Genomic DNA, 21,810 nt, shown 5'->3' on the forward strand with positions numbered 1-21,810 from the left:
GCACTCCTTGCATAAGAGTGCTAGTCTTTACAAAAACTATTTTAACACTTGGTCAAAAATAGTCAAGAAAAAAACACTAAAAAGACAACTTAGACCCTAAGTCATCTAAGTTGTCTTTTTTCTTATTATCCTAATACCAAAGCATCATCATTTAGGACTTGGCCACTGTTTTTATGGAAGAGGTCCATGAGCTGTGCGACGGTGAGATTTTTCTTTTCTTCGCCACGAACGTCCACGACGATTTTCCCGTGATAAAGCATGACGAGACGATTACCATACTCGATAGCATGCTCCATGTTGTGCGTAATCATCAAGGTTGTGAGTTTCTCTTCTTCAACGACTTTCTTAGTCAGCTGCATGACCATGTCACTTGTTTTGGGATCAAGGGCTGCAGTGTGTTCGTCAAGAAGCAAAATTTTAGGACGGACCAAGGTTGCCATGGCAAGCGTTAAGGCTTGACGTTGCCCGCCTGATAAAAAGGCAGCATCAGTCTTCATACGATTTTCCAAACCTAAGCCAAGCTCAGACAATTTGTCTTTGAAGAGTTGGCGTTCTGCTTCTGTGATTGATTTTTTGAAGAAGCTGCGCTTTTTCCCACGACGATAAGCAATAGCCATATTTTCTTCAATCGTCAGATTGGTTGCTGTTCCCATACGTGGATCTTGAAAGACTCGACTAATGTCTTTTGAACGTGCAGCAACTGAAGCTTTGCGAATAGAATTTCCATCTAGGACAATATCGCCTTTGTCAATTTCAACCACACCAGCGATAGAATTCATCAAAGTAGATTTACCAGCACCATTTCCCCCGATAACTGATATAAAATCCCCTTGTTCGATATCCAAGTCAAGGCCACGCAAGACATGATTTTCATTAACGGTTCCTTTTTCAAAAGTTTTATGGATATTTGATAAGCTTAAAAGTGCCATTAGTCGTTACCTCCTGGAGTCAATGTTTTTGAGGGTTTAATGTGTAGTTTATTGCGAATTTCTGGAACATAAAGAATCAAAGCAAGAAGAACTGCTGAGGCCAATTTAAGCATTTGGGCATCCACATTCATGGCTAAGATAATAACAAGTACCAAGCGGTATAGAATTGATCCAAGAACAATTGACCAGAGGCGTTTACCAAGTGGCAAGTATTTGACAATCACTTCAGCCAAAATAATTGAAGCCAAGCCATTAACGATTGTTCCTGTTCCCATATTCATATCAGCGTAGCCGTTATTTTGCGCTAAGAGTGAACCAGCAAGAGCAATCAAACCATTTGAAACCATGTAACCTAGAATCTTCATACGGTCAACTTTAATCCCGTTAGCCTCACCCATAGCAAGGTTATCACCTGTCGCACGAAGAGCAAGTCCCATTTGTGTGTTCAACAAGACCACAAGTAATAGAATGACCAAAGCTACAAAGATAACACCAATCAAAATCACGGCGTAAAGTTTTGAAAAGCTGAGAGCTGACGTCATCACTGTTACAAGAGTTTCTTGACCAACTAGTGACACATTGGCACTACCCAAAACCAAAAGGTTAACAGAATAAAGAGCTGTTAACACGATAATCCCTGTTAAGAGTGCTGGAATTTTCATCTTGGTGTGCAAGAAGCCAGCAACAGCACCAGCTAACATACCAGCCACAAAACCACCAATTGTCGCAAGCAATGGATTAATGCCATTAACAATCATGATAGCTGTTGAAGCTGCACCAAGTGGGAATGATCCTTCAGCAGAAAGGTCAGCAATGTCCAAAATGCGGAAAGTAATAAACACACCGATAGCCATGATAGCCCACAAGAGACCTTGTGAAATAGCTGTTAAAATGATATCAATCCAAGCATTTGAAGCTTTTTTAGCTGACTTATTTGATGTTTTTGTCGGATTTGCTTTAGCAGTGCTACTTGCCTGCGTACTTGTCTTTTCACTATCATCAGTCGATGCTTTAGTTGCTTCATTTTCAATGCTACTTAAATCAATACCAAGCGTTTTTGCCATATCATCATTAGCAACAACATTGAGAGCTTTAGGATATTCTGCAGCAACCTTGCTTACGTCTTCACCTTTGATAATACGAACTGCTAATTTAGCTGTTTGACGACCAAGCGCCTCGTAATTGGCACCGTAAGTGAAAAGGACGCCTTGGTCAACTACGTCTGCAGAGCCACCAACAACTGGAACTTTCATTTCTTTTGATAGTTCAGTAAGTAGTGAAATGGCACTGACAATCATATTATCTGTTGGGATGAAAAGAACTTGTGTTTGACTCATTAAGCTTTTAGCAGTGTCTTGAACATCATTAGTTGATGAAATCCCTTTGGTAATGACATTAATGCCTGCTTTAGCAAATTCTTTTTGTGCTTCTTCAACTTGAACTTCTGAATTACGTTCATTAGTTGTGTACATAATCCCAACTTTTTTCACATCAGGCATAACTTTTTGCAGCAATTCAACCTGTTTTGAGATAGGAGACATATCGCTCGTTCCAGTCGCAATGCCGTTAGGAGTTTCCATAGTATCTACTAATTTAGCTGACACAGGATCGGTAACGGCTGTAAAGACCACGGGAACATCTGATGATAGATTTGACAAAGTTTGCGCGGCTGGCGTCGCAATACCAAGCACCAAGTCATTATTTGAAAGCAGGTTTGTGGAAATGGTTTGAAGATTAGACTGGTCACCTTGAGCATTTTCATAATCTAGCTTAAGATTCTTACCTTCGACATAACCTTCTTTTTTCAATTCATCCACAAAACCTTTGCGCGCAGCAGTCAATGATGGATGCTCCACATATTGGAGAATGCCAAGATGGACAACATCTTTGCTTGCATTTTTGCTTGACGAACACCCAGCTAAGGCGAGTGCGGCTAACATGACAGCCATTAAAGCCGTTAAACCTTTTTTCATAATTTACCTTCCTCTACTTTTTACTTACTTGCCTAAAGCACGTGCTAGACAAGGTAACCTAATATCACCATTAGGGATTTCCCCTAAATCAATCACAACAAAAACCAGCTAGTTCAAAAAACTAACTGGTTTTTATGCATATGCAAAAAAAGTAGAAACACTTAAAAGCCAGTTAGATTTTTAAGTATCTAATCGGCTTTTCAAAACAGGCAAAATGCTTTAGCTTCATAGATACAAACGCAGGTGACGTTTGCATCCATGATGGCTACAAACGTCTATCTAAAGAAACTAAAGTAATAGTATCGATTCAGTTTTTCAGTCGTTATAGACATTAAATTAAGCATACTTTTTCTCCTGTTAAGATTTACAAATCAATGAGTGCTAGGTATTGACTTGCATCAATTGTTTTTGATTATAAACTATTCTAGCCTTATTTTGATGTTTTGTCAATATATTTTTAAAATTCAGAAAAAATAACAATAAAAAAGTTCCTAGCATGGAGATTATCTGCTAGAAACTTTTTCATATTGAGTGTTTGAGTAAGTATTGTAATTTTTTTGTATTGCTATTTTAGAATAGTTTTTTAAAAGATTGGAGTTTCGTTTCAAAATCATCAATAACCTTGGCAACATTCTTTTTGCCATGGTATATGCCGTAACCAAATAACAGCATTTCTATACTTCCAGAAATCATTAAGACAAAACCGAGAATTAGCAAAATGATGTGTTTGTTAAAGAAATAAATGAGTAAAAATCCTAAACTCGTTACTGCTAGAAATAAGGTCATCCAACGACCTAAATTTTCAAGCATGTGTTTTTGATAAGCTATTTCAGTTTCATAACATCTGATGGTTCTGTTGCAAAGTTTTAAATAAAGAATAAAATCCCTTACGGTATCTATGATTTAAGCTGGGATTCCCATTAATATTTTGATTTCAGTAGAAACTGAAAAGCCGAAGGGTGTTCCATTTCTTCGGTTCTTTTTGTATATTCTTCGAAGGGTCTCCATGCCCTTAATCGTGGTTGAGGCAGTACGTAGACTTCGATAAAATTTATTCCGTCGTTTAATTGGTCGATGGTCTTGTTCTATTAAATTGTTAAGATATTTCACTGTTCGATGCTCTGTTTTGGTGTATAACCCGTTTCTTTGTAACTTTTTAAAGGCAGATCCAATAGAGGGAGCTTTATCTGTTATGATGACTCTAGGATGTCCAAATTATTTATGGAGTCGTTTTAAAAAAGCATAAGCGGCTTGTGTATCTCGTTTCTTTCGTAACCAGATATCTAAGGTTAAACCGTCCGCATCAATCGCTCGATAGAGATAATGCCAACGCCCCTTAATTTTGATATAGGTTTCTTCCATTTTCCACGAATAGAAGGACTGTCTATTTTTCTTTTTCCAAATTTGATAGAGTAGTTTGCCATATTCTTGCACCCAACGATAAATCGTCGTATGAGAAACGTTAATGCCACGATCATATAAGATTTCTTGAACTTCACGATAGCTAAGGTTATAACGAAGATAGTAGCCCACGGCTACAATAATCACATCCTGCTGAAATTGCTTTCCTTTAAAATGATTCATCGTCATTCCTCCTGCTATCTTTTTCTATTATTCTACCTTATTTGATAGTAGATTTAAAACTTTGCAAACGAACCCTATATTCGTTACAATGGTTATGGGAAGTTTTTCAAAAGGTTAAGAAAAGCTTACGGGGGTTTTTGAAATCAAAAAGTAGTAGGGGACGATAAAATGAAACATACACACAAAATCATATTGGCTGTCACTTCTGTTTGCACTGTTATTATTCTAGGTGTAAGTATCTTTTTTGTTACACAAGGAGCAACAAACAATAAATTAGAAAACACTAGTCAAACAACTCAACACTCAAGCAGCAGCTCAAAACCTGTTGAAGATAAACAAACGACGAAACAGCTTGATCAAGCAAAACAGCTTGCTGCAAGTTATCATTATGATGAAGCCATCGCCTTACTTGAAAAAGACGACGCCAAAGAAGCGCAACAATTGTTAGCAACTTTGAAAAAAGAAAAAGAATCCTTGGTAAAATGGGAAGACCCGACCAAAATCTCACACGTCTTCTTTCATAGTCTGATTGTTGATCCAGCTAAGGCTTTTCATTCCCAGCAAGCACAAGGGTATAAAGATTATATGGTCACTATTTCCGAATTCAATAAAACCATTGATCAGTTATATAAAAATAACTATGTTCTTGTTAATCTAAATGGATTAGTCAAAAAAGGAACAGATGGAAAACTGACTTTTACAGGTGTTTCTCTTCCAGAAGGAAAGAAACCGTTAATTCTTTCGCAAGACGATGTCAGCTATTATGAATACATGGACAATTCAGGATTTCCTAGTAAGTTGATTGTCGATAAACAGAACCAAATCAAGAATATTTATATCGACAATAAGAAGGAAACTGTTGGTGACTATGATATGGTTCCATTGATCGATTCATTCATTAAAAAACATCCCGATTTTTCTTATCAAGGCGCCAAAGGAACATTAGCTTTAACAGGCTATAATGGTGTATTAGGTTACCGTACATCAAAATCAGAATATGGTGATAACGAAAAAACAAACAAAGAAATCGAAGCAGCCAAAAAAGTTGCTGATCAATTAAAGAAAGATGGTTGGAGTTTTGCTTCTCATACTTGGGGACACTTGAATATGACACAAGCTTCTTTAGCCGATATCCAACAAGATAATGAACGTTGGCAAAATGAAGTTGCACCTATTTTAGGCAAAACAAATATTTTGATCTACCCATTTGGCGCTGACATCAGCGATTGGCAACCTTATTCTGAAGCAAATCAAAAATTTGCTTACTTGAAACAACAAGGATTTGATATCTTCTGCAATGTCGATGCCTCAACTCCTGCATGGGGACAACTAGGAACTGACTACTACCGTAACGCCAGAATCAATATTGACGGTATCCGTTTCGAAGCTGACCTAAAAGGAGAAAATCCAATACTTGATCAATTTATCAACGTCAAAGAAGTGTATGACCAAAAAGATCGAGGATAGAGGTTGTGAAAGAAGCGTCCAGCTCCGAGCAAATAAGAACTAGATTTCTAAAATAGTTTCTCATATTTTGGAAATCTAGCGCTTATTGCTGAGGAGTTGCTTCTTGAACACCGTGGATAAGGTTATAACGAAGATAGTAGCCCACGGCTACAATAATCACATCCTGCTGAAATTGCTTTCCTTTAAAATGATTCATCGTCATTCCTCCTGCTATCTTTTTCTATTATTCTACCTTATTTGATAGTAGATTTAAAACTTTGCAACAGAACCCTTTTTTCCTTTGTCCAGCTGATAACCTGCTTGAATCGCCTTTTCGCCAATCGTTATCGGTGATTGAGCTATGGTTGCCTGAATTGATGATGTTGTTGCCAAAAGAATTTTCATATCTGGCGAACCATCGACACCGTAAATTTTCACCGTATCCGTCAAGCCCATATTTTCAATCGCCGCTAGGGCAACAATAGCCACTTGGTCATTAAGTGCCATCACCGTATCAAAAGATTCCGCCGAATTAATCACTGATTCAACTTGCGGCATTGAGAGTTCTGTCTGACCCAAACAATCCTTACGGTCTACCACTTGATAGGCATCATGTCCTTTAATCGTATCTAAAAATCCATTGATACGATCTACTGCTGATACTGCATTTTGATGTTCCAATAACAAAATTTTGGCACTTGATTGCGTCTGCATTAAATTTTGAGCGCATAAAACACCAGCTTGATAATTATCCGATACAATCGTCTCGTATCTACTGAAGAATCATCTGATAGTTGACTATCGACAACAACAATTTTTATCCCAGCTTTTTTCGCTTTCTTCAAAGCTTTTATTAATTTTTGACTGTTTGCATCAACAGGATTGATGATAATGATATTAACACCCTTTTCAATAAACGATTCAACCTGTTGCGTTTGTTTATCAACGTCCAAAGCAGGGGCTCTGGTGTACAAAATATCATTATTTTCCTCAACGATTTTTTCAACTTCATTGTTTAATACCTTGTAAAAATCATTGTTCATGGTCATGTAGGTTGCACCAATCTTAACCTGATTTTCATTTGAAGGAACCATTTTATAGTTCCAATAAACCCCAACAATGGCAAGAACCCCAATAAAAGCACTTATCAAAACACCAACATATTTCCGTTTTTTTTATCTCATACCTTTTCACTAAAACCAAGAGACCACTGATAGCTATATTTGCCTTAATTATAACACGTTTAAATTGTACAGACAATTCAGTCAGAGATAGCCCCTCATTCTATCTAACGAATTTTAAAAACACCCGCAGGTGTTTTTTATACTCTATTATTCGAAACTACTTATGCCAAGTTTTTCCAGAACTAAGGCAATACCGTCATGATTGTGACTGGCTGTTACGTGTCCAACACGCTCCTTGACTTCTTGAGACGCATTTGCCATAACATAAGCTTCACCTACTGCCTCTAGCATGTCTAAATCGTTAAAATTGTCACAAAAAGCAAGCGTGTCTGCCATATCAACCTCGTAATGCTGCGCCAAAGTCTGGACTGCCCTTCCTTTATGAATCCCACTTGCCATAATTTCAATATAATAAGGCAGCGACCTTGCAACTGACAAATCTGAATAGAGACTATTTAGCTTATTTTCCAAAGCTTCCATGCGTTCTGGTTCACCCATTAACAAGATTTTATGAACTTCTGGCAATCGACCGATTTGTTCCAAGTTCGCTTCCTTAGAGGCTAAGCCCACCACGCGCTCTTCACGTGAAATCCAACGATTAGCAAGGTTTTGTGACAACCACTTTTCACTGCTGTAAACATTCCAAGCAACGTCAAAAACTTCTTTTTCTAAATACTGACAAATCGCTTGCGCTTCTTGTGGACTCATCGGACAGCTATCAATCACTTGCCCTTGTTCATCTTGGGTGAGGGCACCATTATAGGAAATCATGGGTACATCAGGTAAAAAATCTTTCAAAATTGGCTTAATCGCCTCTGGCATACGCGCCGAAACTGGAACAAATAAAATACCAGTATCAGCAGCATGACGAAGAGCTCGGCGTGTCCTAGGCGTCACTTTCAAGGCATGATTAATAAGAGTGCCGTCAATATCACTAAAAATTATTTTTACCATTGTACTTTTCCTCCTATTTTCTCTCAGTATAGCATTTTTTGAAAAGGGTTTCAAAAACTATTTCCTGATAATAACAAAAAAAGCCCAAGTCAAAAACTAACTCGAACTTGGGTTGGTTAAAAGGTTAGTTACTGTTTTTGAACAACAATCTCCCATGAAGCTTGACCAACTTGTTCAAAACGCGTAACAGGGTAGCTATTCTCTGCTGACCAATTTGGAATACTCTCCGTTGCTTGTGTACAATCAAATTTAATAAGAAGTTCATCACCAATTGATAATTCTTTCATCTTGTTTTTAGCATCAATCAATGGAAAAGGACACACTAATCCACCCGTTTCAAGTTCTACCACAGCCATAACTACTCTCCTTTCAAATATTGATTTGGCTTAACAAATATAAAATAAGATGCAGTCCATACTCCAAGAATAGTTAAGGGCAAAGCAATCCAACCTTTGCTAGAGATGACCGCTGTCGCTGTTAAACCATTTCCAATCGTACATCCCCCTGCCCAAGAAGCACCTATTCCCATAAGAATACCACCAACAGTGCTCTTCCTAATAGTTTTTATATCAGGAAGACGCCATCGGAATTCTCCAGCACCTCGAGCAGCAATATAAGATCCTAGGAATATTCCCAAAACAAGAAAGACTCCCCAATTAAGTAAATTAATATCACTAGTCGCAACATAACTAATAAGATTAGCAGAAGGTGTTGTAATACCCAAACCACCTGTACGTCCAGCAAACTCACTTGCTGGCCATGCTATAAGAGCAATCAAACCAATGACGAATCCAGCCCAAAACTTATGATATTGCTTTTCAAAAAGCAAATGTCGAATTCCTTTATATTTGGGAGCAAGAGTAGCAACAATTTTTTTAGGTTTATTTAATTCTCTGATTACTAAAAGTATTGTTACAATGACTAAAAGTAAAACAAAATACCACACCGAAATACCTAATTGCCCTGCTAAATTATCGTTAACTACCCAGTATTTGGAAATTGCTTGATTTAAAAATTGTAAAGCACCGTACTTCATACTTGCTGCACTTAACATATAGAAAAATAAGGCCACCCAACTACCTATTAATCCTTCAGCTGCACGATACCAAGTTCCTGTAGCACAACCACCTGCTAACACAATACCAATCCCAAACAAATAAGATCCTATAATCGCCCCCAGCACTGAGTAATCCTCATAAGGAGAGGAAACAATTCCCAACTTAATTAGACTAAGAACACCAACGCTTTCTACCGTGATTGCTATTAAAAACGCGTAGAATAAAGTATTATTTTTGGCAATATACATATCTCTAAAGCCACCTGTCATACAGAACCGTGTACGTTGCAAGACAAACCCAAAGGCAATACCTACAAGACCACCTGAAATTATTTTTAAAAGCATTTATTACCTCCGAATTAATGATACGATTAGATTAACATGTTTCAATGTAATTGCCTAATCTATTTTTCTTATGACCAAATATAAGAAAAATTTATCTCACTAAATAACAAAAAAAGCCCAAGTCAAAAAATAACTCGAGCTTGGGTTGGTTAAAACGGCAATTCTTCCTCTTCTAAAACTAAGTCAGCGAGGTCGTTTGCCACATTATTTTCTCGCATGGCACGTTGGGCACGGCTTTCTAAAAGTTGGAAAGAATGGCAGAGCACTTCTGTCACATAATTGGTGTGACCATCTTTTTCGTATTTACGCGTACGAAGCTCTCCATCAACAGAAATCAAACTCCCTTTTCCAGCATAAGAAACGAGCGTTTCTGCTAAACGCCCCCAAACCACAAGCGAAATAAAATCCGCTTCACGCTCACCATTTTGTGATTTAAAACGACGGTTAACGGCTAGTGTTACACGTGTAACAGATTTTTCGGTTGGCGTTGTCACCAATTCAGGCTGCACTGTCAAACGCCCAATCATAATAACTTTATTATACATCAATTACCTCCTATCTTATTATTCGAAAAAAATTTGGTAATCCACTTTAAAAAAGAATTTTTCAAAATATTCTGTTAAAATAAAATATATTTTACAAGCTAGGAGATTCTATGACAGTCAACATCAATGCCTACAAAGAAATGCTGAATCAGCCTTGGGGAAAAATCATGTACCGTTTGATTTTTGCACAACTAAGCCACATCAAAGATAAACAAGTCCTTGATTTTGGTGCTGGTTTTGGAACAACCTCAGAATATTTATCACAAAATAATACCGTTACTGCGATTGAGCCAAATGCTGATATGCTTTTTGCAGATGGCACACAGACCTTCACTAAAATCAATGGTAGTCTAGATGCTTTAAAAGAATTACCTGATTCATCTTTTGATATCATCGTTTGTCACAATGTCTTTGAATACATCGACAAATCTCAACATCAAAAATACCTTAATGAATTTGAACGCCTCTTAAAACCACATGGTGAACTTTCCTTAATTAAACACAATCTTACTGGAAAAGTCTTACATCAAGTCATTTTTAACAATAATATTGAAGATGCACTTTATCTCTTAGATGGGAAAGACAGTTACAATAGTTCATCATTCGGACGTGGGGAAACTTACAGTATTGAAGAGCTTACCAACAAAACTAACTTGACTCTTGAAAATTACCAAAGTCTGCGCACATTTTATGCCCTTCAGCCAAATGAATTCAAAACTGAGGATGGTTGGCTAGAACGTTTAACAAAAATGGAATTAGCTGTCGCTAATCAAAAGCCCTATAAAGACATCGCTTTTCTACAACACCTTACTTTACGAAAAAACTAAAACGAGCTAGATTATTCTAACTCGTTTTTTATTATGTTATCCTTTCCAGTGTTTTGCTGGATTAAAGGCTTCACCGACAACAGCTGTGTCATCAAGTTCAATGATACCACGTTTTTGTGGAGCATTCGGAAGAGCTAATTCACGAGGTGAGCACATCATACCAAAGCTCTTTTCACCACGAAGGGCACCTGGGAAGATGAGGCTTCCGTTTGGCATCATAGCTCCTGGAAGAGCAACGATTGTTTTCAAACCAACCGCAGCATTTGGCGCACCTGCAACGATTTGAACAGTTTTGTCATCTGAGATTTGCACTTGGCAAATGTTCAAGTGGTCACTATCTGGGTGAGCAACCATTTCTTTGATTTGACCAACAACAAATTTTGGTGATGGGTCATTTTCCAATTGTTCGCTAAATCCTTCTTTTGTCAATTCAGCGTTAAGCTTAGCAACATCTTCATCAGACAAAGTCACTTGTCCAACACCGTCAATTGCAATTAGACTTGATACTTCAAAAATATTCCAAGCGACTATTTCACCATTTTTTTCAAGGAAAACACGTGATACGTTACCTTTACGTTCGTAGTCAAGTTTAGCACCTTTGATATCTTTGACAATCACCATAAGGACATCACCGACGTGTTCTTTGTTGTACGTAAAAATCATTTTCTCTCCTATTTCAATCCAGCTAAAAAGCTGTTAATTTCTGCTTTGGTTTTGCGTAATTTATTAACTAAACGGCCAATTTCTTTCCCATTTTCTGTTACCACAAAACTTGGAATGCCAAAGATGTTCCAACGTTGAGCGACTTCCATGAAATCATCACGGTCAACACGAACAAAGGTAAATTCTGGATTTTCCACTTCAATTTCTGGCATTACTGGGTAAATAAATTGGCAGTCTGGGCACCAATTTGCCGTAAAAAAGAAAACTACTTTGCCATCATTTTCTAGGTAGGTAGCCATTTCTTCATAGGATTTTGGACTAATCATTTTTCTCCTCCTCGTAGCTAATCTCACCATTTTGGTAAATAAATTGGAAAGCGCGGCCGTCCTCTAAAACGAGACCTCCAGTCGTTTTTTCCTCATCAGATTCATAAACATTCAAATAAAGCACCGAAATGCTACCAAATCGGCTGAAATATTCACGAATGGTATCTTTAATCTGTTCTTGTCGCTTTTCTTCGTGTTTCTTCTTTAAGATTGCTCCCAAAGCGATGACACCACCGACTCCCACTAAACCAAGACTTGGCAGTAAGCTTCTTTTTTTGTTTCTCATACGCTTTATTTTAGCATATTTCAGCACATAATACCAAGGTCCAAATATTTAATGTTATTTCAATCTAAAAATTGTCAGAAAACGTGGTAAAATAGAAACCATAGAATCGAGGTTTTTATGTCAGATTTATTTTCAAAAATAAAAGAAGTCACTGAACTTGATAGTATCGCTGGATACGAACACAGCGTTCGTGACTATCTTCGCTCAAAAATCACTCCACTTGTTGATGAGGTGCAAACTGATGGACTTGGTGGTATTTTCGGTATCAAACACTCTGACGCTGAAAACGCCCCACACATCATGGTTGCTGCTCACATGGATGAAGTTGGTTTCATGGTCAGCGATATCAAAGCTGACGGGACATTGCGTGCTGTTGGCATCGGTGGCTGGAATCCACTAGTTCTAAGTTCACAACGCTTCACTCTTTACACACGTGATGGTTCTGCCATTCCTGTTGTTTCTGGCTCAGTCCCACCACATTTCCTTCGCGGAGCAAATGGCTCTGCTACTCTTCCAAAAATCGATGACATCATTTTTGATGCAGGATTTACAGACAAAGCTGAAGCCGAAACATTTGGTATCCTTCCTGGCGATATTATCGTGCCAAAATCTGAAACAATCCTTACAGCCAACCAAAAAAATGTTATCTCAAAAGCTTGGGACAATCGCTTTGGTGTGCTTATGGTGACAGAATTGCTTGAAAGCCTTAAAGGTCAAAAACTTGATAACACCCTTATCGCTGGTGCTAACGTTCAAGAAGAAGTTGGTCTTCGCGGAGCGCATGTTTCTGCTACAAAATTCCAACCAGAACTCTTCTTTGCTGTTGACTGCTCACCAGCTGGTGACATTTATGGCAACCAAGGTAAAATTGGCGACGGAACACTTTTCCGTTTCTACGATCCAGGACACGTGATGTTGAAAGATATGCGTGACTTCTTGCTCACAACTGCAGAAGAAGCTGGTATCAAATACCAATACTATGCCGCCAAAGGTGGTACAGACGCTGGTGCTGCTCACCTCAAAAACGGTGGTATTCCATCAACAACTATCGGTGTTTGTGCGCGTTACATTCACTCACATCAAAGCCTTTATGCTATGGATGACTTCTTGCAAGCCCAAGCTTTCATTCAAGCTATCGTTAAAAAACTAGACCGCTCAACTGTTGACCTCATCAAAAAATACTAGAAAGGAGCTAGGGGACTCAGGTCATTAAACATTTCTCTTGTACTTTCCCCTTTGTCTTACTATGAAAATCGGATTTATCGGAGTCGGAAAAATGGCAACTGCCATTATCAATGGACTTAATGCAACATCACACGATATCATCATTTCAGGTTCTTCACTTTCTCGCTCACGCGAAATTGCAGAGCAACTTGAAGTTGAAGCAGCTCTTTCACACCAAGAACTCATCGACCAATCTGATTTGGTTGTCCTTGGCATCAAGCCTCAAATGTTTGAACCTGTCCTTGCTGGACTTCACTTTCACCAACCCATTCTTTCAATGGCAGCTGGTGTCACCCTTGAACGCCTTGGCAAATTGACAGATCCAAACCTTCCCTTAATCCGCATTATGCCAAACCTTAATGCACAAATCTTGAAAAGTACGACTGCTATTTGTACAAATGACAAAGTCTCTGCTGAACTTCTAGCAACTGCCAAAGAAATCACTGACAGTTTTGGTTCAACCTTTGATATCCCTGAAAAAGATTTTGATACCTTTACAGCCCTTGCTGGATCAAGCCCAGCTTACATTTACCTCTTTATCGAGGCACTTGCCAAAGCTGGCGTTAAATACGGTATTCCAAAGGAAAAATCACTAGACATCGTGACACAAACAGTCCTTGCTAGTGCTGAAAATCTTCTTCAAGGCTCTGACAGTCCACACGATTTGATTGATAAAATTTCAAGTCCTGGTGGAACAACCATTGCAGGCCTTCTAGACCTTGAAAAAACTGGTTTAACCGCAAGCGTTGTTTCAAGTATTGATGCGACAATTGCAAAAGCAAAAACCTTGTAATACACTAAAAAGCGACTGAATTCAGTCGCTTTGTTTATAAAATCATACTTAGAACACCTAGAAAATTATTCAGAGCATGAACAGCAATAGAGAACTCTAGTTTTTGTGTTTTTCGATAAATCATCGCCAGCACTAATCCCATACCACCGTAAAGAATCCAACTTCCCAAATCTGTCGGCATATGAATTGCCCCAAAAAGAAAACTGCTAACAAAAATACCCAGTTTCGAAAATTGGAAGGCTTGTTTGACAATCAATCCACGAAAAACAAATTCTTCAACAATCGGAGCTGCTACAACTGTCATCACAAAAAGCAAAGCTGGTGACATGCCAAGATTTTCAATAACTGATTGATTCAGCGTATTTGCCTTTGTACCATGCTCCAAAACTAAAGTAATGCCTCCAAGCATTCTCACAGGAACCATAACTAAAAATCCCATAAAAATACTCTTCCAAGCATCTCCCGTCAACAACTGACTAGCATGATTTAAAAAGCCTAAACGCTTAGCAATCAAAACCGTTACTAAAGTCACCACTAAAAAAGCTAGGATCAACATAAAAGTTTGCCAAAAAGGCTGATTTTTTCTTAGAAAAGCAATAGGTAATTGTTCCAAGAAAATCACACCTACTGCTAGCCCCAAATATTTAAAAAATGATACCAATTTTTTCATAAGAATCTCCCCCATTATAAAATCTTTGAAAAAATAATTCGTAAGCCTAAAAATCCTAGAAGCAAACAATACAACCAAATCATCAGTAAAATAACATAAGAAAAGGCAATGCCTAGGAAAGCATACAAAGCAATCAACATCACATTTACAAGAAACATAAAAATCAAAGTTGATACAGCAGTCACTCGCAAAATATACTGATTACGTTCATCATAAAGAGCAATGTAAGCAGCCTTCAAACGTTTTGGCTGACGAGAAAGCAGCCAATAGTAAATAGCAAAAACAAGACCAGCGCTACCACCACCAAGCAGTAATCCTGACGCAAAATCATTGTCTCTTATCAAACTAGCTAACACCAAACTAAGACCAGCCAAAGCTAAGATAAAGTAGGAAAGTCTTAGTAAATATCGGCGATACTCTTCCAAACTCTTCTTACGATTCCAGCTAGCAACAGCTTTTAATAACATCATTTACTCCTCTCCCTTTGCTGATAGAAAAATCACTGCAAGTAAATTTAATATCATACTCATACCAAGCCCCATACCATGAAGAAAATCGCTCATCTTCATGAAGTAGCTAAAAACAAATAAACTTTCTCCTAAAAATAACAAGAACATTCCAGTTTCTTTTCTACTTTCTTGCCTATCAACTATAGCTCTAATCTTTTCCATTTCTACATCTCCTCTTTACGCTTCATCAAAAATAAAGATTTCCTCAATTGTCATACCAAAATATTCGGCAATTTTATGCGCTAATTCTAAAGAAGCATTATAGCGTCCTTTTTCTAAGGAAATAATGGTTTGTCTTGTAACTCCAAGTGCCTCAGCAAGCTCAGCTTGGCTAACTTTATTTGCTTTTCGGAGTTCTTGAATTCTTGTTTCCATTTATCCCTCCAACGACTTATCATTGGTAAAGTTAACTTTACATTTAAAGTATAGTACACTTTACATTTTGTGTCAAGTTTATTTTACTTTTTTATAAAAACATCAAAAAAGCTGACCCGTAGGTCAGCTTTTCTGGTCTTATCATAATATTTTGATAACTAATTAGTAGGGTGTTTGAAACGTTCAACATCACGCGCAATCACAAGTTCTTCATCCGTTGGAATAACAACTGCTTTTACGCGAGCTTGATCTGTTGAAATCACACCATAAGCACCTGAAACATTCTTAGCTGGGTCAACATCGACACCAAACCAAGTCATTCCAGAAATGACATCCGCACGAACATCACTAGAATTTTCACCGATACCAGCGGTGAAGACAATAGCATCGGCACCGTTTAAAACGGCGAAGTATTGTCCAATATATTTTCTCAAGCGATCAACATACATATCGTAAGCAAGTTGGCATTTTTCATCACCTTCTGCTTTTCCTGCTAGAATATCACGCATGTCACTTGATTTTTCCGAAATACCAAGTAAACCTGAATCACGATTCAAGATGGTACGAATTTTTTTAGGATCATCCATCGCTGGCTCACATTCTAGAAGATAAGTAATGACACCTGGATCAATACTTCCTGAACGTGTTCCCATCATTGTACCACCAAGTGGAGTTAATCCCATTGAAGTATCAACAGATTTACCACCTTTAATGGCTGTAATAGAGACTCCATTACCAATATGACAAGTAATCAATTTCAAGTCTTCTAAAGGTTTGCCTAAAACCTTAGCTGCCTCTTGGGCAACGTACTGATGACTTGTACCGTGTGCTCCGTATTTACGAATCTTATAATCAGTGTAATAACGATTAGCAATAGGATAACGGTAAGCTACTTCAGGCATTGTCATATGGAAGGCAGTATCAAAAACAACAACGCTCGTAATATCAGGCAATATTTCCTTGAACGCTTTAATCCCAAGAGCTGCTCCAGGATTATGAAGCGGTGCTAGCATTGACAATTCTTCAACCTGTTGAATCACCTTATCGGTTACCAGGGCAGATTCTTTGAAATAATCACCCCCAGCCACCACGCGGTGACCAACACCAGTTATTTCATCATAACTAGCAATAATGTCCATCGAAATCAAGTCATCAAGAAGGATTTTTACAGCAGCTGTATGGTCTGGAATGTCTTTCGTTTCCGAATACTTCTGACCATTAAATTTCACTGTAGAAACACTGTTTGAAAGGCCAATACGTTCGATTAAACCTTTTGCAATAACTTCTTCCTCAGGCATCTTATACAGCTGCCATTTGAGACTTGAACTTCCTGCATTAATAGAAATAGTTTTCGCCATAAATTTACCTCTAAAGCGCTTTCATAATATATCTCTATTTTAGCACAACTATTTTAAAAAATCATATTTTCAACATTCCATTTTTTAAATTTCTCAATAAAATCTGTTAAAGCTTCGCGACTTTGCAAGTCAGCAAGCGGGTAAACAAATGTTTCTGGAGTATGTTCAGCCTGTTTCTTCAAGACAAAAATTGACTTAGCATTGGCCGCATTGCCGAAAATAGATTCTGGTAAAGTAATCACCGCAATAACATCAGCGTAATCCTTCAACCATGCCTTTAACAAATCACTTTGTTTACTAGTCAAAAGACTAACCGGTGCTAAAAAGACAGCAATACCATCTTTTTTGAGATATTTGAGAGATTGTTCCATCAATAAATGATGCGCATAAGTGTGTTCATCACTACTTGCTACTTTGTAGCGTTTTGCAATCTCATCATTTGGATAGAAGCCGACTGGAAGGTCACTGATGATGACGTCACTTTCCTTAAGAATCTGTGGGCGCACAGCATCTTCTTGAATGAACTGAGCTTTAGAATCCATCACTTCGGCAATACTTGCTGACAAGTCAATCAACAAATCATCAACTTCAATTCCAAGGTAATTCAAGTCTTTAGATGAATTATTAAGCAAGGTTTGTGCAAGGTTACCTGTTCCGCTACCGATTTCTAAAACATCAAGTTCTTTTGAGGCTGTCAAATTCTCAATAAGGAACATTAAGATAAAGCCAATAGCATCAGGTGTAAATTGGTGGTTTGCCTGAAGTGCTTCTGTTTGAGCAGCTTTAATGAAAATAAACTGAAAAGCACGACGCCATTCTTCTTTAGTTAAATCAAGTTGGCGTAATTTTTCATTATTGGCAGCTACTGTCTCATTGGCACCTTCAGCACCAAGATAAAAAGAGTTTTGTTCAATAAGTGCATCGTAAATGTGTGTTTTCAACTCATTTTCGATTAACTGTATATTTTCTAGAATCAGCCCATAAGCTGTTTCGATTTTTTCAAAATTCATCTTCCCCTCCAAGACTAATCATATCAAAAAACCTTGAAAATGAAAAGAAAGCACTAGTGACTTTCTTTTTCAAGTGCTTGTTTTTCTTTCTTAGGAAGATAAAACGTGTATTGAAACTCCTCTTTGCTATCTAACATAACGGTCTCTACTAAGAGTTTGTCTTTGTAGTGATAACTTACTGTTCCTTTATCAAATTGGCATTGTCCTGATTCCTCATCAGCCAAGTCTTTACTCATTTCTGCCATCAGGTAAGCTTGGGCTGATTTTATCTGAGCTTGATGCTGACGCTCACTTGCAACCACGCGCCCCAAATAAAATTGCAAAAGCAGGGCAAAGATAGCCGCCATCAGTAAAGCATATAATAAAATTCCCGCTTTAACTTGTCGTCTCAAAAGTGTAAACAAAACATCTCTCCATATCACTGCCTAATTGCAATTTAATCATCACCTTATTGCCATCCTGACTAATGCTTGATGACGTCACTCCAAAGAGCATGGGCTGATACCCCTGACCTGAGGCATTTGTTTTTCGAAAATCATCAGCCTTAGACAAGCCATAAGCCAATTGCTGATTACCTTTACTAACATAGAGTTTGTTGTCAGCAACTTTATCCAACTGACAACCAGCAAGCTCAGAACGCAGCTGCTGAGAAAAGAGCAACCATTTTTCCTCTTGATTAACCGATAAATAATGGATATTACTTGAAATGCTTTGAGTCGATCCTTGATAAACCAATATGGAACCTGAGATAACCAGCAAAGCCACTAAGCTCTCTAAAAGGGTAAAAGCTTTTAGTCTAGTTTTTTTTGGCATGTAAAACCTCATTTTGACCATCATAAATGGAAATCTCATTATCATGCTTAACCATACGCACCTCAACCCCATTAATAGCCAAATGGTCTTGTCCTATTTGAGCGGCCATGGTCGCTACATTAAGTACCTCTTGCTGATGCAAACTCTCTTGCATTTGAGTGCGACTACGGTCCATTTCTCCTAAGATCAGACTGGTTATCGTTGCTAATAAAGCTAGTGCTACCAACCCCTCAAGGAGTATATACGCTTTTAGTTTCTGTTTTTTTATAGTTACCACTTCCTATGTACAATTGATAATCGATTGCCTGGGTTTCTGTATGAAACTGTATCTTAGCAAGAGACGAATTGCCCCCATCTTTATCAAAAACGAGCTGATAATTCTTGTCAACCGATACAGTTTTGGGAATCTTAACACTAGTGATCCCATTTGAAATCGCATCTTGCGATATCTGCAAAGTTTGACTTTCCTGCTTAATACTGGCCAATTTTTGTGTGTCACGATAAAGATTTTCAAAGGAAAGAAAGAACAGAGTTTCATCGACCGATTGAAAAATATGATTGACCGAACCTGATAGCATGATGACCATGAAACAAGAAATTACTAAGGTCAGCAAACTTTCGATGAGGGTAAAGGCGCGAAGAGTTTTATTTTTTAGCTTCATTATAGGTTTTGGCTTGCTCTTTCGTAATGTAGCCAACGTCTACTAAATCATCAACACTTGCCTTATCGCCTGTCTTCACTTCATAAAGGTCCATCTGACTGTCGACAACTTTCACAACAGCAGCATCTCCTTTTTCATGCACAACATCCTTTTGCTTACTCAAATTTGGCACAAATAAAAGCATTAATACACCAATGATTAGCAAAACAATCAACATCTCCACAAGTGTGAAAGCTTCCACAGACTTTTTACATAGTTTTTTCCAAATTTTTTTCATTAAAAATTTCCTCCCATATTTTGATACATTGGCAAAAGCATTGCCACATAAATTAAAACGATGATTAAAGCAACAAAGACAAAGACCAAAGGCTGAATCAGCTGCGTTGCCTGTGTCAATTGACTAAAGAAATTCTGCCAAGTCTCTTCGGCATAAATATCTAACTCACGACCTAATTTTGACTTAACCTCGCCGTATTCAATCATTAAGCTAAGTTCACGCAAAAAGAAAGGGTAATCCAGCACTTTCTGATGAAAAGATTGACCTGACAATAAAGCTTCCTGCATGTCTTTTCCAATTTCCTGAAAAAGGCGTGATTTTTGCCGCTGCATGAGCTCTACAATCTCCATAAGCTCAATGCCTTGCCCGATAAGATTTCCCCACTCACGCGCATAATAGGCGGTCAAATAAAAACGCACGTACCGCCCAAAGATTGGCAAACGACTCAACTGACTATACAGATAAATTGGCGATAAGCGCTTGGCATACAGAACCCCAAGCAGAATTCCTAAAGCTAAAAGAGCAAAGCCACCTAAAAAAATCATAGGAAAATGGCTGATAATCTGAGTCGCAAAATTTTGATTTTCCAACTGCGGCAGCAAATAATTTTTCAAGCCCAACATAATCAGAATTAAAAAGCTGAGCAAAATCAAAGGATAAGTCGCCACTTCAATCAATTTCTTTCGAACAACTGACATACTGGCCAAGTAGCCATCAATTTTTAACAAACTCTGCTGACAATTACCATGAACATCCGCAAGAGCAATCTGAGTGACAATTGTATCTGAAAAGCCTAATTTAGCCATCATATCTGCCAATCTTACCCCGCTTAGCAAAGATTCTTGCATACTATCCACATAAACTTCTGCCAACAATTGACTTCGTCTCAAAAAAGAAACAATTTCTGTTAAATTAAAGCCACTGTTAAAGAGATTGTTAAATAATTGAATCACCTTCTGCTGTTTTTTAAAGGGCAATTTTTTCGATTTTTGCTTCCTCAAGGCTAATATGTCCGTCCCTAGCAAGGCTTTCAATTTGCTCATTCCACCTTGTTGGGGGATACTGTTCAAAATCTCCTTTAGCAAAATCCACAACACCTCCACCGCCAATTAATCGCTGATAAATGATAGCTCGTAAACTATTTTCAAGTTCTTGCCTACTAACACCCAGTTCTAATAACCTAGCATAAACACCTGGAATACTTTTTGCATGAATGGTTGAAAAGACGAGCACACCTGTCAGACTAGCTCTAATAACCGCACGCGCTGTCTCACTATCACGAATCTCACCAATAATCAAAATATCAGGTCTATGACGAAGCGAGAGCTTGATAAGATTATCATAAGTCATGCCAATCTCATCATTAAGTTGCAGCTGCAACATATTGTCCTGCTTAATCTCAACAGGGTCTTCTATCGTAATGACCTGCTTATCAGGGAACTTTTCACGAACCAATTGATACATGAGAGTGGTCTTTCCACTCCCTACCGGCCCGGAAAAAAGATAAAGACCTCGACTATCAATCGCCTCTAAAATATTCTTCATCCCATCAAACCAATATTGCAAATCATGACGTCCTGAATAAAGAAGTCTAATGACCAGGCTCTCACGCCCTCGATAATCTCCAACAGTGGATAAACGCAGTGAAATCTCTTCACCCTCAGCAAATTCATAATCACAAGAGCCTAGCTGACTACGACGTTTCTCACCAACATTCATCCCAGCCACAAATTTAAAGTGACTAATCACACTTGTCATCTCATCACTAGCAAGTTCCTGAATAAACTGACGTTCATCACCAACACTTTGATAAATTTCATAGTGCTCCTTCTTAGGAACAATGTAAATATCTTGCGCATTCTTTTCAACAGCATCCTTGATCAGCTGCTTTGCTTTTTCCTGAATCATGTTGACCTCCTCACTTTTATATTCGTAAAAAATCTCAAAAAAAGAAAAAAAACCATGGAAAAAACTTCCATGATTAAGGTTTAAATTTGCAA

At 37.9% G+C, this 21,810-nt stretch carries 28 protein-coding genes and 2 pseudogenes; 4 read left to right on the plus strand and 26 right to left on the minus strand.

The annotated features are described in order from the left end of the window. Positions 1 to 125 precede the first annotated feature (125 nt). The 4 genes and pseudogenes from STRINF_RS03860 to STRINF_RS03875 form a co-directional block, all read right to left on the minus strand. Positions 126 to 929, minus strand: coding sequence for an ABC transporter ATP-binding protein (locus STRINF_RS03860; protein WP_006531720.1), 804 nt, complete (start codon positions 927 to 929; stop codon positions 126 to 128). Continuing rightward, positions 929 to 2,902 (minus strand): ABC transporter substrate binding protein, encoded by a 1,974-nt coding sequence (locus STRINF_RS03865; RefSeq protein WP_006531721.1) that lies wholly within the window; start codon positions 2,900 to 2,902, stop codon positions 929 to 931. The genes STRINF_RS03860 and STRINF_RS03865 overlap by 1 nt, the downstream gene beginning before the upstream one ends. A 570-nt stretch (positions 2,903 to 3,472) precedes the next feature. Beyond that, complete coding sequence (locus STRINF_RS03870; RefSeq protein ID WP_006531722.1) at positions 3,473 to 3,712, minus strand: hypothetical protein; 240 nt, start codon at positions 3,710 to 3,712, stop codon at positions 3,473 to 3,475. 93 nt (positions 3,713 to 3,805) lie between these two features. Then, positions 3,806 to 4,486 (minus strand): annotated as a pseudogene (locus STRINF_RS03875) (IS6 family transposase). Between the two features lie 168 nt (positions 4,487 to 4,654). Between STRINF_RS03875 and STRINF_RS03880 the strand changes: the two are divergent. Next, positions 4,655 to 5,953 carry a polysaccharide deacetylase family protein gene (locus tag STRINF_RS03880; protein WP_006531724.1) on the plus strand — a complete coding sequence of 433 codons (1,299 nt, stop codon included), beginning with the start codon at positions 4,655 to 4,657 and terminating at the stop codon, positions 5,951 to 5,953. 82 nt (positions 5,954 to 6,035) lie between these two features. Here the strand turns inward: STRINF_RS03880 and STRINF_RS10125 are convergent, their stop codons facing one another. From STRINF_RS10125 to STRINF_RS03910, 6 genes and pseudogenes are all read right to left on the minus strand, one after another. Further along, positions 6,036 to 6,155, minus strand: a complete 120-nt coding sequence (locus STRINF_RS10125) for an IS6 family transposase (protein WP_006531725.1) — start codon at positions 6,153 to 6,155, stop codon at positions 6,036 to 6,038. 68 nt (positions 6,156 to 6,223) lie between these two features. After that, positions 6,224 to 7,083, minus strand: a pseudogene (locus STRINF_RS03890) (substrate-binding domain-containing protein); the annotation flags it as partial. 180 nt (positions 7,084 to 7,263) lie between these two features. Continuing rightward, complete coding sequence (locus STRINF_RS03895; RefSeq protein ID WP_006531728.1) at positions 7,264 to 8,070, minus strand: Cof-type HAD-IIB family hydrolase; 807 nt, start codon at positions 8,068 to 8,070, stop codon at positions 7,264 to 7,266. Between the two features lie 128 nt (positions 8,071 to 8,198). Then, positions 8,199 to 8,426, minus strand: a complete 228-nt coding sequence (locus tag STRINF_RS03900) for a sulfurtransferase TusA family protein (RefSeq protein WP_006531729.1) — start codon at positions 8,424 to 8,426, stop codon at positions 8,199 to 8,201. A gap of 2 nt (positions 8,427 to 8,428) precedes the next feature. Then, positions 8,429 to 9,472, minus strand: a complete 1,044-nt coding sequence (locus tag STRINF_RS03905; protein ID WP_006531730.1) for a YeeE/YedE family protein — start codon at positions 9,470 to 9,472, stop codon at positions 8,429 to 8,431. 149 nt (positions 9,473 to 9,621) lie between these two features. Further along, positions 9,622 to 10,017 (minus strand): single-stranded DNA-binding protein, encoded by a 396-nt coding sequence (locus STRINF_RS03910; RefSeq protein ID WP_006531731.1) that lies wholly within the window; start codon positions 10,015 to 10,017, stop codon positions 9,622 to 9,624. A gap of 110 nt (positions 10,018 to 10,127) precedes the next feature. On the opposite strand from STRINF_RS03910, the gene STRINF_RS03915 reads away from it, so the two are divergent. Beyond that, entirely contained in the window at positions 10,128 to 10,844 is a 717-nt protein-coding gene (locus tag STRINF_RS03915) for a class I SAM-dependent methyltransferase (RefSeq protein ID WP_006531732.1), read from the plus strand. Between the two features lie 36 nt (positions 10,845 to 10,880). On the opposite strand, the gene ytpR is transcribed toward STRINF_RS03915, so the two are convergent. Genes ytpR through STRINF_RS03930 form a run of 3 tightly spaced genes read right to left on the minus strand, consistent with a single transcriptional unit; the run spans position 10,881 to position 12,119 of the window. Continuing rightward, positions 10,881 to 11,507: a YtpR family tRNA-binding protein gene (gene ytpR / locus STRINF_RS03920; protein WP_006531733.1), complete on the minus strand. Its 627-nt coding sequence runs from the start codon at positions 11,505 to 11,507 to the stop codon at positions 10,881 to 10,883. Between the two features lie 8 nt (positions 11,508 to 11,515). After that, positions 11,516 to 11,833: a thioredoxin family protein gene (locus STRINF_RS03925; RefSeq protein ID WP_006531734.1), complete on the minus strand. Its 318-nt coding sequence runs from the start codon at positions 11,831 to 11,833 to the stop codon at positions 11,516 to 11,518. After that, positions 11,826 to 12,119: a DUF4651 domain-containing protein gene (locus STRINF_RS03930; protein WP_043878321.1), complete on the minus strand. Its 294-nt coding sequence runs from the start codon at positions 12,117 to 12,119 to the stop codon at positions 11,826 to 11,828. Before STRINF_RS03930 ends, STRINF_RS03925 begins: the two co-directional genes overlap by 8 nt. Before the next feature lie 117 nt (positions 12,120 to 12,236). Here STRINF_RS03930 and pepA point away from each other — a divergent pair, with 117 nt between their 5' ends. Together pepA and proC are read left to right on the plus strand one after the other, a co-directional pair. Then, the gene (pepA, locus tag STRINF_RS03935) at positions 12,237 to 13,304 is read left to right on the plus strand and encodes a glutamyl aminopeptidase (protein WP_006531736.1); all 1,068 of its coding nucleotides are present in this window, start codon (positions 12,237 to 12,239) and stop codon (positions 13,302 to 13,304) included. 61 nt (positions 13,305 to 13,365) lie between these two features. Beyond that, a complete protein-coding gene (gene proC, locus STRINF_RS03940; protein ID WP_006531737.1) occupies positions 13,366 to 14,136 on the plus strand; it encodes a pyrroline-5-carboxylate reductase in 771 nt (256 codons plus the stop codon). Between the two features lie 34 nt (positions 14,137 to 14,170). On the opposite strand, the gene STRINF_RS03945 is transcribed toward proC, so the two are convergent. The 13 genes from STRINF_RS03945 to comGA form a co-directional block, all read right to left on the minus strand. Continuing rightward, entirely contained in the window at positions 14,171 to 14,806 is a 636-nt protein-coding gene (locus STRINF_RS03945) for a CPBP family intramembrane glutamic endopeptidase (RefSeq protein ID WP_014334210.1), read from the minus strand. A 14-nt stretch (positions 14,807 to 14,820) separates the two neighbouring features. Next, complete coding sequence (locus tag STRINF_RS03950; RefSeq protein ID WP_006531739.1) at positions 14,821 to 15,276, minus strand: hypothetical protein; 456 nt, start codon at positions 15,274 to 15,276, stop codon at positions 14,821 to 14,823. After that, entirely contained in the window at positions 15,277 to 15,477 is a 201-nt protein-coding gene (locus STRINF_RS03955; RefSeq protein WP_006531740.1) for a hypothetical protein, read from the minus strand. A 15-nt stretch (positions 15,478 to 15,492) separates the two neighbouring features. Beyond that, positions 15,493 to 15,690, minus strand: coding sequence for a helix-turn-helix transcriptional regulator (locus STRINF_RS03960; RefSeq protein ID WP_006531741.1), 198 nt, complete (start codon positions 15,688 to 15,690; stop codon positions 15,493 to 15,495). Positions 15,691 to 15,848: 158 nt separating this feature from the next. Continuing rightward, the gene (locus STRINF_RS03965; protein WP_006531742.1) at positions 15,849 to 17,048 is read right to left on the minus strand and encodes an acetate kinase; all 1,200 of its coding nucleotides are present in this window, start codon (positions 17,046 to 17,048) and stop codon (positions 15,849 to 15,851) included. 53 nt (positions 17,049 to 17,101) lie between these two features. Further along, the gene (locus tag STRINF_RS03970; protein ID WP_006531743.1) at positions 17,102 to 18,058 is read right to left on the minus strand and encodes a class I SAM-dependent methyltransferase; all 957 of its coding nucleotides are present in this window, start codon (positions 18,056 to 18,058) and stop codon (positions 17,102 to 17,104) included. Between the two features lie 53 nt (positions 18,059 to 18,111). Continuing rightward, positions 18,112 to 18,462: a competence type IV pilus minor pilin ComGG gene (comGG, locus tag STRINF_RS03975; protein ID WP_043878322.1), complete on the minus strand. Its 351-nt coding sequence runs from the start codon at positions 18,460 to 18,462 to the stop codon at positions 18,112 to 18,114. Next, positions 18,434 to 18,871, minus strand: a complete 438-nt coding sequence (gene comGF, locus STRINF_RS03980; RefSeq protein WP_006531745.1) for a competence type IV pilus minor pilin ComGF — start codon at positions 18,869 to 18,871, stop codon at positions 18,434 to 18,436. The genes comGG and comGF overlap by 29 nt, the downstream gene beginning before the upstream one ends. After that, positions 18,855 to 19,148 carry a competence type IV pilus minor pilin ComGE gene (gene comGE / locus STRINF_RS03985; RefSeq protein ID WP_006531746.1) on the minus strand — a complete coding sequence of 98 codons (294 nt, stop codon included), beginning with the start codon at positions 19,146 to 19,148 and terminating at the stop codon, positions 18,855 to 18,857. Before comGE ends, comGF begins: the two co-directional genes overlap by 17 nt. Then, positions 19,102 to 19,533, minus strand: a complete 432-nt coding sequence (gene comGD / locus STRINF_RS03990; protein ID WP_006531747.1) for a competence type IV pilus minor pilin ComGD — start codon at positions 19,531 to 19,533, stop codon at positions 19,102 to 19,104. Before comGD ends, comGE begins: the two co-directional genes overlap by 47 nt. Beyond that, on the minus strand, positions 19,517 to 19,810 hold the full coding sequence (comGC, locus tag STRINF_RS03995) for a competence type IV pilus major pilin ComGC (RefSeq protein ID WP_006531748.1): 294 nt from the start codon (positions 19,808 to 19,810) through the stop codon (positions 19,517 to 19,519). The genes comGD and comGC overlap by 17 nt, the downstream gene beginning before the upstream one ends. After that, positions 19,810 to 20,853 (minus strand): competence type IV pilus assembly protein ComGB, encoded by a 1,044-nt coding sequence (gene comGB / locus STRINF_RS04000; RefSeq protein ID WP_174221225.1) that lies wholly within the window; start codon positions 20,851 to 20,853, stop codon positions 19,810 to 19,812. Before comGB ends, comGC begins: the two co-directional genes overlap by 1 nt. Then, complete coding sequence (comGA, locus tag STRINF_RS04005) at positions 20,777 to 21,718, minus strand: competence type IV pilus ATPase ComGA (protein ID WP_043878331.1); 942 nt, start codon at positions 21,716 to 21,718, stop codon at positions 20,777 to 20,779. Before comGA ends, comGB begins: the two co-directional genes overlap by 77 nt. Positions 21,719 to 21,810: the final 92 nt, after the last annotated feature.

The organism is Streptococcus infantarius subsp. infantarius ATCC BAA-102, assembly GCF_000154985.1.
GTDB classification, from domain to species: domain Bacteria; phylum Bacillota; class Bacilli; order Lactobacillales; family Streptococcaceae; genus Streptococcus; species Streptococcus infantarius.

Bases quoted from the DNA above. Each gene is read 5' to 3' on its own strand.
- STRINF_RS03860 (WP_006531720.1), bottom strand. From the start codon at position 929: ATGGCACTTTTAAGCTTATCAAATATCCATAAAACTTTTGAAAAAGGA.
- STRINF_RS03865 (WP_006531721.1), bottom strand. From the start codon at position 2,902: ATGAAAAAAGGTTTAACGGCTTTAATGGCTGTCATGTTAGCCGCACTC.
- STRINF_RS03870 (WP_006531722.1), bottom strand. From the start codon at position 3,712: ATGCTTGAAAATTTAGGTCGTTGGATGACCTTATTTCTAGCAGTAACG.
- STRINF_RS03880 (WP_006531724.1), top strand. From the start codon at position 4,655: ATGAAACATACACACAAAATCATATTGGCTGTCACTTCTGTTTGCACT.
- STRINF_RS10125 (WP_006531725.1), bottom strand. From the start codon at position 6,155: ATGACGATGAATCATTTTAAAGGAAAGCAATTTCAGCAGGATGTGATT.
- STRINF_RS03895 (WP_006531728.1), bottom strand. From the start codon at position 8,070: ATGGTAAAAATAATTTTTAGTGATATTGACGGCACTCTTATTAATCAT.
- STRINF_RS03900 (WP_006531729.1), bottom strand. From the start codon at position 8,426: ATGGCTGTGGTAGAACTTGAAACGGGTGGATTAGTGTGTCCTTTTCCA.
- STRINF_RS03905 (WP_006531730.1), bottom strand. From the start codon at position 9,472: ATGCTTTTAAAAATAATTTCAGGTGGTCTTGTAGGTATTGCCTTTGGG.
- STRINF_RS03910 (WP_006531731.1), bottom strand. From the start codon at position 10,017: ATGTATAATAAAGTTATTATGATTGGGCGTTTGACAGTGCAGCCTGAA.
- STRINF_RS03915 (WP_006531732.1), top strand. From the start codon at position 10,128: ATGACAGTCAACATCAATGCCTACAAAGAAATGCTGAATCAGCCTTGG.
- ytpR (WP_006531733.1), bottom strand. From the start codon at position 11,507: ATGATTTTTACGTACAACAAAGAACACGTCGGTGATGTCCTTATGGTG.
- STRINF_RS03925 (WP_006531734.1), bottom strand. From the start codon at position 11,833: ATGATTAGTCCAAAATCCTATGAAGAAATGGCTACCTACCTAGAAAAT.
- STRINF_RS03930 (WP_043878321.1), bottom strand. From the start codon at position 12,119: ATGAGAAACAAAAAAAGAAGCTTACTGCCAAGTCTTGGTTTAGTGGGA.
- pepA (WP_006531736.1), top strand. From the start codon at position 12,237: ATGTCAGATTTATTTTCAAAAATAAAAGAAGTCACTGAACTTGATAGT.
- proC (WP_006531737.1), top strand. From the start codon at position 13,366: ATGAAAATCGGATTTATCGGAGTCGGAAAAATGGCAACTGCCATTATC.
- STRINF_RS03945 (WP_014334210.1), bottom strand. From the start codon at position 14,806: ATGAAAAAATTGGTATCATTTTTTAAATATTTGGGGCTAGCAGTAGGT.
- STRINF_RS03950 (WP_006531739.1), bottom strand. From the start codon at position 15,276: ATGATGTTATTAAAAGCTGTTGCTAGCTGGAATCGTAAGAAGAGTTTG.
- STRINF_RS03955 (WP_006531740.1), bottom strand. From the start codon at position 15,477: ATGGAAAAGATTAGAGCTATAGTTGATAGGCAAGAAAGTAGAAAAGAA.
- STRINF_RS03960 (WP_006531741.1), bottom strand. From the start codon at position 15,690: ATGGAAACAAGAATTCAAGAACTCCGAAAAGCAAATAAAGTTAGCCAA.
- STRINF_RS03965 (WP_006531742.1), bottom strand. From the start codon at position 17,048: ATGGCGAAAACTATTTCTATTAATGCAGGAAGTTCAAGTCTCAAATGG.
- STRINF_RS03970 (WP_006531743.1), bottom strand. From the start codon at position 18,058: ATGAATTTTGAAAAAATCGAAACAGCTTATGGGCTGATTCTAGAAAAT.
- comGF (WP_006531745.1), bottom strand. From the start codon at position 18,871: ATGCCAAAAAAAACTAGACTAAAAGCTTTTACCCTTTTAGAGAGCTTA.
- comGD (WP_006531747.1), bottom strand. From the start codon at position 19,533: ATGAAGCTAAAAAATAAAACTCTTCGCGCCTTTACCCTCATCGAAAGT.
- comGC (WP_006531748.1), bottom strand. From the start codon at position 19,810: ATGAAAAAAATTTGGAAAAAACTATGTAAAAAGTCTGTGGAAGCTTTC.
- comGB (WP_174221225.1), bottom strand. From the start codon at position 20,853: ATGAGCAAATTGAAAGCCTTGCTAGGGACGGACATATTAGCCTTGAGG.
- comGA (WP_043878331.1), bottom strand. From the start codon at position 21,718: ATGATTCAGGAAAAAGCAAAGCAGCTGATCAAGGATGCTGTTGAAAAG.